Source organism: Chitinophaga sp. 22620 (assembly GCF_052044405.1).
GTDB lineage: Bacteria > Bacteroidota > Bacteroidia > Chitinophagales > Chitinophagaceae > Chitinophaga.
Genome location: NZ_JBQEMV010000002.1, coordinates 288,979 through 304,453, shown reverse-complemented (window position 1 = coordinate 304,453; position 15,475 = coordinate 288,979). Strand labels below are relative to the sequence as shown.

15 protein-coding genes are annotated in these 15,475 nt (G+C 52.0%); 12 read left to right on the top strand and 3 right to left on the bottom strand.

Translation table 11 applies throughout. The features are described from left to right. The first annotated feature begins 5 nt into the window (after positions 1 to 5). The 6 genes from ACTJIK_RS10815 (at position 6) to ACTJIK_RS10790 (ending at position 5,518) form a co-directional block, all read left to right on the top strand. Positions 6 to 1,322, top strand: a complete 1,317-nt coding sequence (locus tag ACTJIK_RS10815; RefSeq protein ID WP_440646386.1) for an ABC1 kinase family protein — start codon at positions 6 to 8, stop codon at positions 1,320 to 1,322. A gap of 101 nt (positions 1,323 to 1,423) precedes the next feature. Next, positions 1,424 to 2,020, top strand: coding sequence for a zinc-ribbon domain-containing protein (locus tag ACTJIK_RS10810; protein ID WP_440646385.1), 597 nt, complete (start codon positions 1,424 to 1,426; stop codon positions 2,018 to 2,020). 133 nt (positions 2,021 to 2,153) lie between these two features. Next, on the top strand, positions 2,154 to 2,552 hold the full coding sequence (locus ACTJIK_RS10805) for a hypothetical protein (RefSeq protein ID WP_440646384.1): 399 nt from the start codon (positions 2,154 to 2,156) through the stop codon (positions 2,550 to 2,552). Between the two features lie 163 nt (positions 2,553 to 2,715). After that, a complete protein-coding gene (locus tag ACTJIK_RS10800; protein WP_440646383.1) occupies positions 2,716 to 3,855 on the top strand; it encodes an FG-GAP repeat domain-containing protein in 1,140 nt (379 codons plus the stop codon). 15 nt (positions 3,856 to 3,870) lie between these two features. Continuing rightward, positions 3,871 to 4,395 carry a DinB family protein gene (locus tag ACTJIK_RS10795; RefSeq protein ID WP_440646382.1) on the top strand — a complete coding sequence of 175 codons (525 nt, stop codon included), beginning with the start codon at positions 3,871 to 3,873 and terminating at the stop codon, positions 4,393 to 4,395. Between the two features lie 31 nt (positions 4,396 to 4,426). Continuing rightward, positions 4,427 to 5,518 carry a suppressor of fused domain protein gene (locus tag ACTJIK_RS10790; protein ID WP_440646381.1) on the top strand — a complete coding sequence of 364 codons (1,092 nt, stop codon included), beginning with the start codon at positions 4,427 to 4,429 and terminating at the stop codon, positions 5,516 to 5,518. A gap of 37 nt (positions 5,519 to 5,555) precedes the next feature. On the opposite strand, the gene ACTJIK_RS10785 is transcribed toward ACTJIK_RS10790, so the two are convergent. Next, positions 5,556 to 6,734: an acyltransferase family protein gene (locus ACTJIK_RS10785; RefSeq protein ID WP_440646380.1), complete on the bottom strand. Its 1,179-nt coding sequence runs from the start codon at positions 6,732 to 6,734 to the stop codon at positions 5,556 to 5,558. Between the two features lie 110 nt (positions 6,735 to 6,844). On the opposite strand from ACTJIK_RS10785, the gene ACTJIK_RS10780 reads away from it, so the two are divergent. Together ACTJIK_RS10780 and ACTJIK_RS10775 are read left to right on the top strand one after the other, a co-directional pair. Further along, entirely contained in the window at positions 6,845 to 7,231 is a 387-nt protein-coding gene (locus ACTJIK_RS10780; protein ID WP_440646379.1) for a DUF2809 domain-containing protein, read from the top strand. An 18-nt stretch (positions 7,232 to 7,249) separates the two neighbouring features. Then, positions 7,250 to 7,690 carry a YqgE/AlgH family protein gene (locus ACTJIK_RS10775; RefSeq protein WP_440646378.1) on the top strand — a complete coding sequence of 147 codons (441 nt, stop codon included), beginning with the start codon at positions 7,250 to 7,252 and terminating at the stop codon, positions 7,688 to 7,690. Between the two features lie 58 nt (positions 7,691 to 7,748). Here the strand turns inward: ACTJIK_RS10775 and ACTJIK_RS10770 are convergent, their stop codons facing one another. Further along, entirely contained in the window at positions 7,749 to 8,144 is a 396-nt protein-coding gene (locus ACTJIK_RS10770; protein WP_440646377.1) for a c-type cytochrome, read from the bottom strand. 83 nt (positions 8,145 to 8,227) lie between these two features. Between ACTJIK_RS10770 and ACTJIK_RS10765 the strand changes: the two genes are divergently transcribed. After that, positions 8,228 to 9,352: an alpha/beta hydrolase gene (locus ACTJIK_RS10765; RefSeq protein ID WP_440646376.1), complete on the top strand. Its 1,125-nt coding sequence runs from the start codon at positions 8,228 to 8,230 to the stop codon at positions 9,350 to 9,352. Between the two features lie 12 nt (positions 9,353 to 9,364). On the opposite strand, the gene ACTJIK_RS10760 is transcribed toward ACTJIK_RS10765, so the two are convergent. After that, positions 9,365 to 11,452, bottom strand: coding sequence for a polysaccharide lyase family 8 super-sandwich domain-containing protein (locus ACTJIK_RS10760; protein WP_440646375.1), 2,088 nt, complete (start codon positions 11,450 to 11,452; stop codon positions 9,365 to 9,367). Positions 11,453 to 11,713: 261 nt separating this feature from the next. Between ACTJIK_RS10760 and ACTJIK_RS10755 the strand changes: the two genes are divergently transcribed. The 3 genes from ACTJIK_RS10755 to ACTJIK_RS10745 all read left to right on the top strand — a co-directional run bounded on the left by ACTJIK_RS10755 (position 11,714) and on the right by ACTJIK_RS10745 (position 15,365). Continuing rightward, on the top strand, positions 11,714 to 12,247 hold the full coding sequence (locus ACTJIK_RS10755; protein ID WP_440646374.1) for a hypothetical protein: 534 nt from the start codon (positions 11,714 to 11,716) through the stop codon (positions 12,245 to 12,247). Positions 12,248 to 12,445: 198 nt separating this feature from the next. Further along, positions 12,446 to 13,960, top strand: a complete 1,515-nt coding sequence (locus tag ACTJIK_RS10750) for a M61 family metallopeptidase (protein WP_440646373.1) — start codon at positions 12,446 to 12,448, stop codon at positions 13,958 to 13,960. A 241-nt stretch (positions 13,961 to 14,201) separates the two neighbouring features. Next, on the top strand, positions 14,202 to 15,365 hold the full coding sequence (locus ACTJIK_RS10745) for a serine hydrolase (RefSeq protein ID WP_440646372.1): 1,164 nt from the start codon (positions 14,202 to 14,204) through the stop codon (positions 15,363 to 15,365). The last annotated feature ends 110 nt before the right edge of the window (positions 15,366 to 15,475 follow it).

Below are 15,475 nucleotides of genomic sequence, written 5' to 3'. Positions count from 1 at the left end.
AACAAATGAAAGAACAGACCAATATTCCCACCGGCAAAGTGGAAAGAGCAGGGCGTTTTGTGACGACAGGGCTTAAGGTGGGCACCAATTACATCAAACACTACACGCGTAAACTGATGGACCCTTCCATTACCAAGGAAGCCCTGCACCAGGAAAACGCGGACGATATCTACGAAACACTGAGCAACCTGAAAGGAAGCGCCCTGAAAGTAGCGCAGATGCTGAGTATGGACAGGGGCATGCTTCCCAAGGCATACACCGAACGTTTCGCCATGAGCCAATACAGCGCTCCCCCCTTATCAGGCCCGCTGGTGGTGAACACCTTCGTGAAAACGCTCGGCAAATCCCCCGCGCAGCTGTACGACAAATTCGACCTGAAAGCCTGCAACGCCGCATCCATCGGGCAGGTGCACAGGGCGGAAAAAGACGGCAGGCAGCTGGCCGTGAAGATCCAGTACCCCGGCGTGGCCAGCAGCGTGAAGTCGGACCTGAGGATCGTAAAACCCTTCGCCGTGCGCATCGTAGGCATGAACGAGGTGGATATGGACAAATACTTTGACGAGATCGAAACCAAGCTGCTGGAAGAAACGGATTACAAGCTGGAACTGAACAGGTCGCAGGAACTGTCACAGCAATGCGCGCACATCCCCAACCTGGTATTCCCTGCTTATTACCCGGACATGTCGTCGGACCGGATCATTACCATGGACTGGCTGCAGGGCAAACACCTGAAGGAATTCCTGGAAACCAATCCCAGCCAGGAGGTACGGAACCGTATCGGGCAGGCGCTGTGGGACTTCTACCAGTTCCAGGTGCATAAGCTGCGTAAAGTCCATGCGGACCCGCATCCCGGCAACTTCCTGCTGCGTGAGGACGGTACCGTGGGCATATTCGATTTCGGCTGCGTGAAAGAAATTCCTGAAGATTTTTACGTGAATTATTTCCTGCTCACCGATAAAGAAGTGCTGCAGGACGATGCACGCCGCAGGGAGATCTATACCAACCTGGAAATGATCCACCCGAGCGATACCGAAAAAGAGATCGTGTTCTTCTCCGGTCTCTTCCAGAAAATGATCGGTCTTACCACCTACCCCTTTACGGTAGAACGTTTCGATTTTGGTAACGAGGCTTACTTCAACGAGATATACGCTTATATGGACTACGTTTATAACCTGAAAGAAGTGCGCGAATCGAAAGTAGCCAGGGGCAGCAGGCACAGCCTGTACATCAACCGTACCTATTTCGGCCTCTATTCCCTGCTCAGCGACCTGAAGGCGGACGTTGTTACGGGGCAGCACAGGATACAGGAATTAATGTCATAACACTGATTGCCAATATTTTAAGGGAATTTTAAAGCCGGTGGAAGGATCATAATTAATTTTTATCTTCGTTCTACCATTAAACCCTTAAAATCCCATATTCTATGATCATCTACGGCTGGAGAACAACTCCCATCGGTAATGAAGACCTTGGCTCCAAATGTTCCCATTGCGGAACGATGCTTTCCGTCCAGGTATTTGTCTATCAAAAATATGCACACGTTTTCTGGATACCCGCCTTTCCCATCGGTAAAACCGGCGGTTCCAACTGCTCGCATTGCAAACAAACGCTGAAGCCAAAAGAAATGCCGCAGGACCTGAAGCTTTCTTACGACAACCTGCGCACCCGCTCCAAAACGCCCATCTGGACCTTCTCCGGGCTGGCCATATTCCTGCTGCTGGTTAGCTGGGGCATATTTGCCGCCCGGCAGTCTGCCGCGGCGAACGCCAAAATGATATTAACCCCGCAGCCGGGTGATGTTTACGAAGTAAAGCAGGGCCCGTCCAGCTTCACGCTTTATAAAGTATCCCGCGTGGAAGGCGACAGCGTGCACATCCTGCACAACATGTACGAAAGCAATAAACGCAGCGGCCTTTCCGGGCTGCTGAACAAAGAATATGACCCGGAACCGGAAGTGCTCGCTAAAAGCCAACTGAAAGAACTGTTCGACAAAGGAACCATAGATGATATAAGGCGGTAAAGCCGGCGCTGTAATGACAGTTAAAATCGTCATTATTAAACCGGGCATGCCCGCCGCTCATCCTTTTTCACATCGAAGGCTATGCTGATTGGCATAGCCTTTGGTATTTACAGTTGTATTCAACCCGATCAACATGAAAACATTTATGCTGCCATTCCTTTTTTTAGGCGCTGTACTGTTCAGCTCCTGCACGAAGGAAACAAACGAAGTGGTTATTCCGAACCAGACGATCATCGGGAACGTTGCAACGAATATGTGGACGCTGAACACCGGTAACAATTCCTACCAGGCTACGCTGGACATCCCGGAGCTGGATGCGCAGACGGTGGAACTGGACGCCATTGAGGTGTACATTTCATTTGGTTCCAATATCTGGGAACCGCTGCCGCAGGTATTCCAGGGCGTTTCTTATTTGTATTCCTACAGTCCCGGCAAACTTTACCTTGACGCGCAGAACGCCTCCGGCACTGCGCCTGTGCGGGTAACCGCGCCGCTGGACGTCAAGATCGTCATTATCAAATCGGATTACTAAAAAATAAAAGGACTGTTCGTTGAACAGTCCTTTTTTCATTCCAGGGTTGCCGTTAATATCCCTGCGGCAGGATGGAGCGGGTTGCGGGAGCGGGAATTTTTCCGCTTTTTGTATTAAAGCCGGGCTTTATTGCCTATTTTAATTGAAGGTTAAAATTCCATTTATGAAGACATGCGCAACCATCTTCGCCAGCCTGTTGATACCGGCCGTGGCTGTGAAAGCCCAGGTCAGCTTTAAGAAACATACCGTTCACCCCGTTTTCATTTCAGAAGGTGCTGCAACCGCCGACGTGAACAGGGATGGTAAAACGGACATCCTGGCCGGCGTTTACTGGTTTGAAGCGCCTTCCTGGAAGCCGCACCGTATTCATGCGGACACGCTGAACCCCGTGCCCGGCTACAGCACCACTTTCCTGAATTTTTGCATGGATGTGAACAGCGATGGCTGGCAGGACCTTATCCGTTTCGACCAGCCGGGCGCCGTTTGCGCATGGTACGAAAACCCACAGGGGAAGGACCAGCCCTGGCAATCGCACACCATCCTGGAAAATGCAGGAAACGAAACGCCCATACTGGTGGACGTGGATCTTGATGGCGAAGAAGATATCATCTGCAACGATTCCGAAGCGAAGCAGGTGATCTGGCTGAAACCGCCTTCGGGGAAAGGCGAATCCCAGTGGACCAAGACCATCATCAGCAGTCACAGTGAGAGAGGGACGCATAAGTACACTCATGGCCTGGGCTGGGGCGATATGAACAAAGATGGCCGGAACGACGTCATCATCCACACCGGCTGGTGGGAATCGCCTGCCGATGTAACACAGCCTGAATGGACCTTTCACCCGGCCGAGCTCGGGAAAGAATGCGCCAACATGTTCGTACTGGATGCGGACGGCGACGGGGATATGGATGTGGTAAGCTCTTCCGCGCATAACTACGGCATCTGGTGGCACGAGCAGCAGGCCCAGGGCTTCACGACGCATGAGATCAGCAAACAGTTCTCCCAAACCCATGCCATGGCCTTTGAAGATATCAACAATGACGGCCACCCCGACCTTATCACCGGCAAACGTTATTTCGCGCACAACGGCAAGGACCCCGGCGCGTTTGAACCGGCCGTATTGTATTGGTTTGAGTACAAACCCGGCAAAACGCCTTCCTGGATACCGCATCAGATCGACAACAATTCCGGCGTGGGCAACCGCTTCGTGGTAACGGACCTGAACGGGGATGGGCTGAAAGACGTGATCACGTCCAACAAGAAGGGCGTGTATTATTTTGAGCAGGTGAAGAATAGTCGTTAAATTAACAGCAAAAAAATGGCAGCATCTTCAGCGCCCGAAGTGTGGCAGCGCGGCCCGGTAGACGGCATCCCTCCTCTTTTGCAGCCCGTAGCCCATGCCTTACTGCAGGCCAGGGAAGAACTCGAATCCATGATGCAGGACCTTGATGAAGCGCTGCTGTGGGAAAAACCCGCCGGTGCCGCCTCCCCCGGATTTCACCTGCAACATCTTTCCGGCGTAATAGACCGCCTGTTCACCTACGCCCGCGGCGAGGCTCTCACGGCGGAGCAACTGGAATTATTGCGGCTTGAAAACGTCACTCCCCGCCCGGACCTTACCATTACACAATTGCTCGCCCGTTTCCGGGAACAAACGGACCGCGCGCTGCAACAACTCTCCCAAACGGATGAATCCACGCTCACCGGTTTCCGCGGCGTAGGCAGGAAACAGATCCCCACCACGGTGATCGGGCTGCTGGTGCATGCGGCGGAGCATACCATGCGGCATATCGGGCAGTTGCATGTAACGGTGAAAATATTAAGGAATTCCAGCTTAAAATAATAGCTTCATCAAAGAACAATCATACCGCCAGATGAACAAAACAGAAATATTACTGGAGCAGCCGAATAACCGGGGCACCTTAATTGCCGTAGTGGAACAGGATGAACGCACTGCCTATTTTTATATTTACCCGGCAGAACAATTCTCCGATCGTTATGGCATGCGGGCATGCTGGCTCCGAAACCTGCAACCCGCCCCGGGCGAACGCGATTACGCTGCCATGGAAAAAGGAATGGCCCCCATGCTGGAAACCCCTTACTGCAACCATCCCCTGGGCCGTGAACCTTTACAGGCAGAGCACTTGAGCATGATGTGGAGCGAAGAAGACGATGGCGGGGCGGTCTTTTACCAAAACGAGGCTATCGGCGTTATTCCCGGCTGGAGTCTTTCAGCTGAGCAACTTGTATGTTACGCACTTGATTGTACCGCTCCTGTCGACAACATCCTTTTCCCGCTAAAAGATGCCGGTGCACTTTACGAACGTCTTCAAAAAACATCCCGGTTCTGGGATAAATGGAGCGATGAAAACAACAATCCCTGGTCTGCCATGCAGCAGCAGCTCCTGCAATCATATGAAGCACAATTTGGCCGTGTACAGCAATACTACGCCATAGATCAGCAACAATGGCCCCCGATGGCGCTGGCAAGGTTCGAGAAAGAAGACGTGGTCTATTTTCTCAGCCTGGGCGTAAGCATACGGCCGATGCCCTGGGTGGAATTCCTGTACAATGACCAGGCTCCAGGCTTCAGAAGGATGGAGCTGGGCCTCGCCGTCAGCAAAAAGGATTTTACCGACCCGGAGATCATGAGCATGGCGCAGGCGCTTTCCGGTATGGCAGACAGCCCCTGGCGGAATCTCAGCTGGATGGGAGAAGGCCATACCATCAGCTCTTCCGGCCTTCCGGAGGGATATGACAGCTTTATTCTGTCCTCGGCGCTCTACAACGGCCCTGAGATCCCGTTGCCGGACATGGAAGGCGACCACGTCAATTTATACTGGGCTGTTCCTGTTACCCTTCAGGAAAGGGAAAGTGCTCACAGCAAAGCCAATGGCGGATACGACCTGTTGGAAAAAATGATAGGGGAAGGTATTACGCATCTTGTTAAAAAAAGGAAGACCTGAATACGTCCGGCGGAATAGAGATCTGCTGTTTCCGCTATTATGCAATTTGTTTTTCCTGCCCGGACACTCCTTTCTTCAGTACGGCATGTTTCTTCCTCCGCCGCTCCAATACCCGCTGCCGCAGCCTCAGGAAAGGTTCTTCCACGATCTTATTCAGCACAAGCGCCGCCAATACCGCTACAGTAAAACATAACAGGAGCATCAGGCTGCCTTTCGGTTCGATGCCTGTTTTTATCAGCAGCGGCTGCGCAATGTGAATAACGCCTTTATGTACAAGGTATAGTCCGAATGACAATTTCGCGATCAGCGCGGTGAAACGGCTGCTGTATTTGTAAAGTACGCTGCCCGGGCTCACAGCCGCCACTACCAGCAAACCATACCCGGCGGATACCAGCGGGAAACCCGCGATGGAAGCATAAAAACTTCTCTGGTCTTCACACAGGAACCAGGCGCCTGTTAAAACCGCCAGGCCCGATACTGCTATTTTGTTGCCGTGCCGGGTGATCTTCTCTTTTATCACCGGCCGGAAAACGAACAACGCTGCGATGGAAACGCCTGCCAGCAGGCCATCCAGCCGGTTCCAGGTGGGGTAATACATGTGCCGGTACCAGGTGATGCCAAAGCCGGAATTGCCCGCGTCAGGAGCAATCAGGAGGTACCAGCTCAGCAGCCGCGCCACCACACCCAAGATGAAAACGGCCAGCAGCAACATGGCTCCACGTTTTTCAGCACGGAAATATATCATGGTTATCAGCACTAGCGGGAACAGCAGGTAAAAATGTTCTTCCACGCATAACGACCAGACATGTGAAAACGTGCCTAAATTCTTAATGTCGAACCCAATGTTCTGCGTAAAGGTCAGGAACTTCCAAAGCGGCGGCAGCGCCTCCTTTTCATGGAAGGCCGGGACCAGGAAATAAATAGCCAGCACCACCAGGTATGCCGGTATGATCCTGAAAAAACGTTTGATGAAGAATTCCGGCAGCGACACCTGCTTCCGCGCCGCCATTGCTGCAAACAACTGGGAAGAAATGAGGTATCCGCTCAGCACGAAAAAAAGGTCCACACCACTCCAGCCGAAGCCCATCACATCATCCAGCCAACGGGGATGCTGGAACATGCGGTAGTGGTATAACAGCACCGTGATGATGGCCAGGGCCCTCAGGTGGTCCAGGCCGGCAAGTTTCCCGTTTTTCTCTGCGGCTGATTGCATCATAATTTTATCGCCTTCCTGTAAGACGCGTATGGATAAAAATAGGTATTCCGGCAGAGGAATGCAACCTGCGGCATCCTGCCGTGTGATAAAACTTTGCTTATCTTCCCGCCATGAAACTGCGTTTTAACCGGTGGTACTTCACCCTTACGATCCTGCTGTTCGTTACTGAAGTATTGATCGCCGCCTACCTCCACGATGATTTCATACGGCCTTATGCGGGCGACTTCCTGGTGGTGATACTCATCTATTGTTTTGTGCGCAGCTTTCTCCAGGCGCCGGTTGTGCCTGTAGCGCTGGCCGTGCTGGCATTCTCCTGCCTGGTGGAAGGCCTTCAATACCTGAACATGGTGAAGCATCTCGGGCTCGGGCATTCCCGGTTAGCGAATATTGTACTGGGCAATTACTTTACCTGGGCGGATATCATAGCCTATACGCTCGGCACCGGGTTTGTAATACTGGTGGAAAAGATCAGGGAGGCGCGAAAGCCGGATCGATAACTTAATTACCTTTGGCATATGAAACCGGGCATCTTTCTGACAAGCACTTCTCTCCTGGACGATACCTTTTTTGAAAAATCAGTGATATTCATTACTGAGTACAATGACAAAGGGGCCATGGGCTTTGTGATCAACAAAAGGTTTCCAAGAAGATTAAATGAGCTGGAAGAATTTAAGAAGGGAATTCCTTTCCCCTTGTATCATGGGGGGCCGGTGGACCAGGAGCATCTTTACTTTGTGCACCGCCGTGCCGATCTGATACCGGGAGGCACGCCGGTGGCGGATGGCATTCACCTGGGAGGCGACTTCCGCGAAGCCCTGAAATATATCAATACCGGCATTCTCGATAAAAAAGACATCAAAATATTTATCGGCTACTGCGGCTGGGACGATCGCGAACTGGATGAAGAGATCGCTGAAGGCAGCTGGCAGGTCCGTGAAGAAGGAACGCTGTTCTGAATAACTGAAAAGAAAACGGCTTTAAGCAAAATCTTAAAGCCGTTTTTTTACCTGCAAATTATTTCGCTGCCTGCGGGCTGGTCAGCGGCTCGTCGTGGCCACGGTGGCAGGTGTAGCAGGTCACAGCTTCCGCCGTCTGGCCTTTGAAATATTTTTTGTTGATCCGTTGGGTCATGCGCATCATATCGCGGGCTATCTTTTTGTGATCGTTGTCGTCGCTGGCAAAGTCCAGTTTCTTGGGATCATCTTTGCGGGGATCGTGGCAAAAACTACATTTCACCCCCAGCGCTTCCTTGAATCCTTTCATCACATTATCGAGCTCTTCATGGCTGATGTTTTTGGGGAGCACTTTTAAATTCTTTGCCTTTTCATGCTGCTGCGGCAGCGAAAGCGAGCAAAGGGTAACCGACAGCAACACCGATGCCATCAATAGAATACTGTTCTTCTTTATCATACGGGACCTGATTTGTCAAATAAGGTAATAAAATTATTTGTAAAAGCTACAGCTTTCCCTTCCTGATTTATTATCTTGTTAATATGATAAGTAGTAATATCCGCCGGCGTTCCCCGATCCTCTTCGCCGCCCTCCTGCTCTCCGGTATTGCACTGCATGCACAAACAACCGGCTCCCGGCTCCTGACATACAGCGATGCTGACGGGCGCATAAAAAAGGTGCAAACAATCACCCACTGGGAAATAAAACGGCAACAGATCCTGGACCGCATGCAGCTGGCCATGGGGCCTCTGCCCGGCCGCGACCCGGCAGGGCCTTTACAGGTGAATATCAAAGACAGCCTGCAACAACGCAATCATATCCGTTATGAGATCACTTTTATGGCCGCGGAAAACGAACCGGTGCCCGCTTTCCTGTTCGTTCCCCTGCGAAAGGGAAAACACGCCGCCGTGCTGGCATTGCATGGAACCAGCCCGCTCGGGAAAAAGTCCATCACGAACGAAAACGGCGGCAAGGCAAACAGGGCCTATGCGGAAGAGCTGGCAGACAGGGGATATGTCGTGATCGCGCCCGATTACCCCAGCTTTGGAGATATGAAGGATTATAATTTTGAGCAGGACCGCTACGCTTCCGGCACCATGAAAGCCATCTTCAACCACCTGCGCTGCATCGACCTGCTGCAGTCCATGGAAAATGTGGACTCCGCGCGCATCGGGGTGATCGGTCATTCCCTCGGCGGCCATAACGCGATGTTCGCAGCCGCCTTCGACAGGCGCATTAAAGTGATCGTGGCCAGTTGCGGCTGGACGAAGTTCAGCTATTACAATATCGGGGAAGAGGCCTCAAAACGTTACGGCGGGCGGCTGGGCCCATGGGCGCAAACCCGCTACATGCCATTGTTGCGTGAAAAATACGGGCTGGACCAGCAACGCATGCCGTTCGATTTTGATGAAGTGATCGCCACCCTCGCACCGCGGCCTTTTTTCTCCAACTCGCCTGTGAACGACGGCAATTTTGACGTAAAAGGCGTAAAAGAAGGGATGGCAGATGTAGCCCCGGTATATTCCCTGTTTGGCATGCCGCAACATTTACAGGCAAGCTACCCCGATGCGGCGCATGACTTTCCGCCGGCCCAGCGGCTTGAAGCCTACCGGCTAATGGACAAAGTGCTGAAACATAACCCTGAAGCGCATACGTTGCTGCCGTAACCCGGAGCAATCTTACCGTACAACGACGGTACTCCCGGCTTCAGTTCCCGCAGGCAACGTCACGTCTATCGTGCGTTCATTCACCTTTAATTGCAGTGAACTCAATTTTTGCGTGGGGTCTGCCACCGCTATCGTATCAACGGTTGACCCTTCCGCTTTTACCATCACTATGCAGGGCGCTGTGGAAGCGAGTGTCAGCTTATCATTGATCCTGACGGATCCTGCTTTGTAAAAAACAATGCCCGTTCTATGCAGGCCGGTATGTTGCACAGCCTGCAGCTCCGCGGTATTTGAAAGAATTTTCACCGGGGCTTTTTTGCTATAGGCTGCGGCTGAGGCAGCATCTGTTCCCGGCACTACGATCCAGGCATAACCTGCATTCCCAGGTTGTACCCCATGATCCAGCCAAAGGGAAAATACATTCTCCTTTACCGTTTCTTCAGTTGCCCATGCCTGGTGGTTGATCCGCCGCCAGTTGCCGGTGGCTTCCCCATTGCTGAGATTTATACCGGTGGGCTGCGGTAAGATGTAAGCCACGCTGTCGTGGTACACCCAGGACACGGCCGGCAGCACATGCATGCCTGTTTTCAGCGTGATGGCCTTGTTATCCGATCCTACGGTCACCTGCTTGTTCAGCAGACATTGGTTCAGCGTGGTCAGCACCGGCAAAGCTGTGTCTGCATGAATACCCGCGCCAAGGCATACTATTTCCTTATCAAAAAAGAACCATGCTTTATGCGCTTTGAGCGGATCGTGCACACTGGCAAAATCAAATCCCGCCACACCGTATACGCCATCGCTTACAGCGCCTGAAAAATCAGCCCGTCCTTTTCTCGCCAGCCGCCGCCAGTGGGGCATCTCCGCTTTCTGCAGGATGGTGGCACCCGGTATCTTCTGCCAGTCCCATACGGGGAAAATATTAAAATACTCATGGCCGGTACGGGAGATAAAAAACGAACCATCGCCATAGTGATGGTTCAGAATGCCTTCTTCGTTGTGCGGCTCTTCCATATTGTTGGCCCGTGCGGAATGCATGCGTGCAGATGCATAATACCCGGGGCGCTGATGGGTATAATAATGCGAATACCGGAAATAGCGGTCGCATGTGCGGTTATATTTTATTTCCCCTTTTCGGGCGCGGATAACGGTTTCCAGCTCTGGTGCCCGGTAATCCGTAGCAGCCAGCAGGTTTTGCGGCAGGGCCACGTCTTCTTTCTCCAATGCGTTCCTCCGGCTGATATCGCGGTTCATGGCGCCGGGGTCTGGGTAGGTGGCGTATACGAGCGACTGGCAGATGCCATCCAGGAAATAATCGACCAGCAGCGTGATGGATGCTTCGGGGAAAGAGAACTGCGTGCCGCGTATCCTGGACGCCCAGTAGGCGAAGGAAGCTGCAAAGTTACTGCCATAGGTAAGCGTGGAGATCACATTATCCGTGCGGTGGTGAAAGCTCATATCCGGCTTCAGCCCCCGGCCGGTGCTGATCTTGATCTCCGAAGCCATTACACGGATAACCCGCTGCAGGGTATCCGGGTTGTTGGTGAACAGCGCCTGTTTTCCCAGCATACCCGCAATGGGCATAAGGTCGCCGCCGGGGCGTGCGCCAAAGGTTTCGAGGTTTGCCCTCCGGGCGATCCGCAGCCCTTCCACCCGCTGCTTTTCCGTAAGACTGCTGTCCATCACCAGCAAAGTATTGATCATCAGGTTGGGCGTGCCCATTTCATTCCACCACCAGTTATCACACCTGAAATCATTAGCCAGCCAGAAATCCAGCGCAGCAGAGAAGGCCTTTTTTACTGAAGGGTCGCCGAAGAAGGGAGAACCTGGCTTTTTGTACGCCCTGGCCAGCGTCAGCATGTTCTCCAAATGGTCTTTGTGCTGGAAGCCGGTGCGGGAAATATCCTGATAGTTAATACCAGGCCAGGTTCCGCCGGGCTGAATGGACCGTACCAGTTGAGTAATGGAGTTCTTATTGATGGGGGGCTCCATCAAATCGGCCACTACCCGTTTTTTGATGACCTGTATATCCTGGGCACGGGTAAGCGACGGTACCAGCAGCAATAAAAGAATGACGAATAGGGAAATGTTTCTCAGGCGCATGTTTCGTGGAATTATTTTAAATGTTAGCCAATTGTAATGAAATAAGGGCGCACTCCAAGATAATAAAATGCGGCACAATTGCCCGGGCATTTTACATGAACGATTTTTCAATTCTTACGGAGCAAGTATTAATCCCTGCCCGGAAACCGTATTAATACGCTTGCCGCCTCCCCGCGGCCGGTCTAATTTTGAGCACATCTTACGATACTTTTTTCTAACCCCGGTGAGGTGCTCCGCCTCATCTTTTTAAAAACTGATGTTATGAAACATGTAATGCTGTTACTCCTGGTCTTCCCGCTATTGTTTGCCGGCTGCAGCAAAGAAGGCCCCGCCGGCCCCGAAGGAACACAAGGACCGCAAGGCCCCCAGGGACCACAGGGCCCGCAAGGCACGCAGGGCAATGCCAATGTGCGGGTGTATGAAAAAGATATTTCCACCCTGACCTGGACCGCAGCCGGCACTTACCTCTACCTCAATATTGCAGCGCCCAATGTGCTCACAACCGACGTGCTGGCCAACAGCACTATTCTCATATACGTTACCACCTCCGACTTTGGCGGCGGCTGGGGAATTGTGCCGTATTACACGGAGAGGAATATACGGGTAACCGCGGAGGTCAAGGTGGGCGGCATCCTGCTCCGGAAAGACCAGGACGGTGCTCCCTCCACCCAATCCTGGCACCACAGGATCAGGGTGGTGATCATCCGGAACACGGCCACCGGCACCCTGAGCAGGGCTCAGGAACCATTTTCCGTTACCGAGATCGGGGATCAGCCTGCCAGTCCGCTGCAATAGCCCCTACTGCTGCATTTCAACTCCAGGATAAAAAGGAACTTCCGGGCAGAACCGGGAGTTCCTTTTTGCGCAGGCCCTGCGTTGACGGATATGTACACGGTAATTTTCGTATTTTAGTATAGTTCAATGCTAAAATGAATTTGCAGCGACGTAAGCTGCCCTCCTTGTCCAAAATCTCAATCGCAGTATTCACATCTTATGACAAAAACAATATACCTGGCAACGCTCTGCCTCCTGTTATCCCTCGCTGCTGCGGCGCAGCCCATCGCCTTCACCGTTTCCATGGACAACCCGGCCGCGCATTATTTCCGGGTAGTCATGCAATGCCATGGCCTGAAAGGAAAGAATCAGGATTTCAAAATGCCGGTATGGACGCCGGGTTATTACCAACGGCTTGATTTTGCCAATAACCTCGACAGCTTTTCGGTGACCGACGGAAACGCCCGGCCGCTTGCCTGGGAAAAAACCAGCGGCAACACCTGGCGGGTTCAAAGCAATAATGCCGCCACGTTGACCATTTCCTACATCATCAGAACAAAAAGAGCCTTCGTTGCCACGCCTTACCTGGACGACACCCGCGGCTACATTTCACCGGCGGGCGTTTTCCTGCATCCCGCAGGCAAATTGCAGCAGCCGGTGCAGGTGGTGGTCAAACCCTTTACAGCATGGAAAGACGTGGCCACCGGGCTGGATACCGTTGCGGGCGAACCCTATACATACACAGCGCCCGACTATGATGCGCTCTACGACAGTCCCCTGCTGATCGGCAACCTGGAAGAGCTTCCCGCTTTTACCGTATCCGGTATTCCACACCGGTTCATCGGGTACAGGCCCGGCGATTTCGATAAAGTACAATTCATGAGCGATCTGAAAAAGATCGTCGAAACCGCGTCCGCCATCATCGGGCATATTCCCTACAGGCAATATGTATTCATTGCCATTGGCCCCGGCGCAGGCGGCATTGAGCATGCCAATTCCACGACCATCAGTTTCAACGGCGCCGGTTTAAGTTCCCCGAAAGAACGCCTGCGTTTATTGAATTTTATCGCGCATGAATATTTTCATCATTATAATGTGAAACGCATACGCCCCATTGAGCTGGGACCCTTTGATTACGATAATGGCAGCAGAACGAAAATGCTGTGGGTTTCGGAGGGGCTGACCGTCTACTACGAATACCTTATCCTTAGGCGTGCAGGCCTTTCAACAGAAGAAGACCTTTTCAACAACATCCGGTCGAATATCACCGCTTTTGAAACCAAAACAGGCAAGCTGTACCAGTCGCTGGCGGAAGCCAGTTATGAAACCTGGCGCGACGGCCCTTTTGGCCGGACCGCCGACACCGTGGTCAAAACGATCTCTTACTACGACAAAGGCCCTGTGGTAGGAATGTTGTTCGATTTCGCGATACGCCATGCCACGAAGAACCAAAGATCCCTGGATGATGTTATGCGAAGGTTGTACCGGGAATTTTACCAGCAAAAACAAAGAGGGTTCACCGAACAGGAACTGCGGGCCGTCATTGAAAGCACAGCAGGCAGCAGGATGGACCAGCTGTTTGATTATATCTACACCACCAAAGAGATCAACTATCAGAAATATCTTGCCTATGCAGGTCTTGCAATGGGCTCCGACCATAAAATAATCCGCATACAAAATCCAGATGCATTGCAGGCCGCCATCCTGGAAAGCTGGCTGGGAGAAGGGCGGTGACGGGCCGGAAGCCGCAGGCATAAAGTGCACCAGCTATACGGAGAACTATAAAACATCTTAGCATTTCATCAATAACCACAAAAAAATGGTGGATATCTTATTGGGAAGAGATTAACCATTGCAATCCGGATACCGTCAATTCCCCTCTTTCGTTAACCCGATGCCTGTATCCGTTAAAACAAGCCCCTGCCATCTTCCCGCCCGCTGCATCTTTGGGGCATAAAACCTCAATATTACCGAAATGAAAACTTTACTTAACAACACGGGAGTTATCCTGGGGCTGGCCGGCATTCTGCTGGCAGGCTGTGAAAAACCAGACAACGACATCCCTGACGCGGGATTTGACGTGGCGCTATTTTCCCAGAACCTGAAGAAAAGCTTTGAAGGAAAAACCGTAGGCTATGCTTTTGCCATTGCCAAAGACGGCAAGATCGCAGAGGAAGGCCATGGCGGTCTGGCGCGCAGGGGCAAGGATGCGGAGCTGCCCTACCTGCAAACTACCCGCCAGGAAACATCCACCGGCACCCAAACCCTCACCGCGCTTGCCATATTAAAAGCGCTGGAAAACAAAGGGCTGAATGAGAACGCCTATATCTGGGAATTTTTACCCGGATCATGGAACATTCCTTATGCAAACAGGAAGATCACCTTTGCGCACCTGCTGATGCACAAATCAGGGCTTAAATATGTAGGCTCGGGATTTTTGTCTTTGCGCTCGTGTATGCAGACGCATACAACGGGTTTTGGAGATAGTGATGTTTATTACGACCACAACGCTGCCAATTACCTGCTTTGCCGGATATTGCTTTCCGCTATCGTAAACGGGAAGGGTGTGTATGAAGGAAAACCGGATGAAGTGATTGAAGACGAACTGGCGCAATTCTACCGCAGCTATGTGCGTCAGCATATCTTCAAAGCCGCCGGCGTACCGGATTGGAGTAAAATTGAACCGGGCGACTGGAATCAGAACGGGCCGGTTACGTATAAAGAAAACCCTCCTGACCGTAACGCGACATTGTATTATAATTTTTCCGACCCTTCTTTGCTGGGTGTAACGTTCTATAATGGCTATAAATGGGCCGGAACGGGAAACTGGTACGTCAACCCCACGGAGATAGCCAGCACATTGATGGCAGCGGAGGCTTATAAAATTGTATCCCCGGCCATGCTGCAACGCATGAAAAATAAGCTTATGGGATTTGACGCCGGCATCAAAGGACGGCACGGCAACTACTACTGGAAGGGCGGCACATCGCGTGATGCGCTTTACCGCGGCACTCATACGGTGATCATGCACTTTCCCAACAATGTACAGGTGGCATGGAATACCAATTCCATTGAGAATAATTTAGACGGCGCCCCGGAGGATCTGATCACCGCGGCATACGAGAACGCCTGGAAATAACCCCGCAGCAATGAATCCCGCAGCGGCCGGCTCAAACGAATTATTGAGCTGGCCGCTGTTTTTACATCTATCTGTTGATAATGTGCATAGTACATGAATGAAAAATAAAT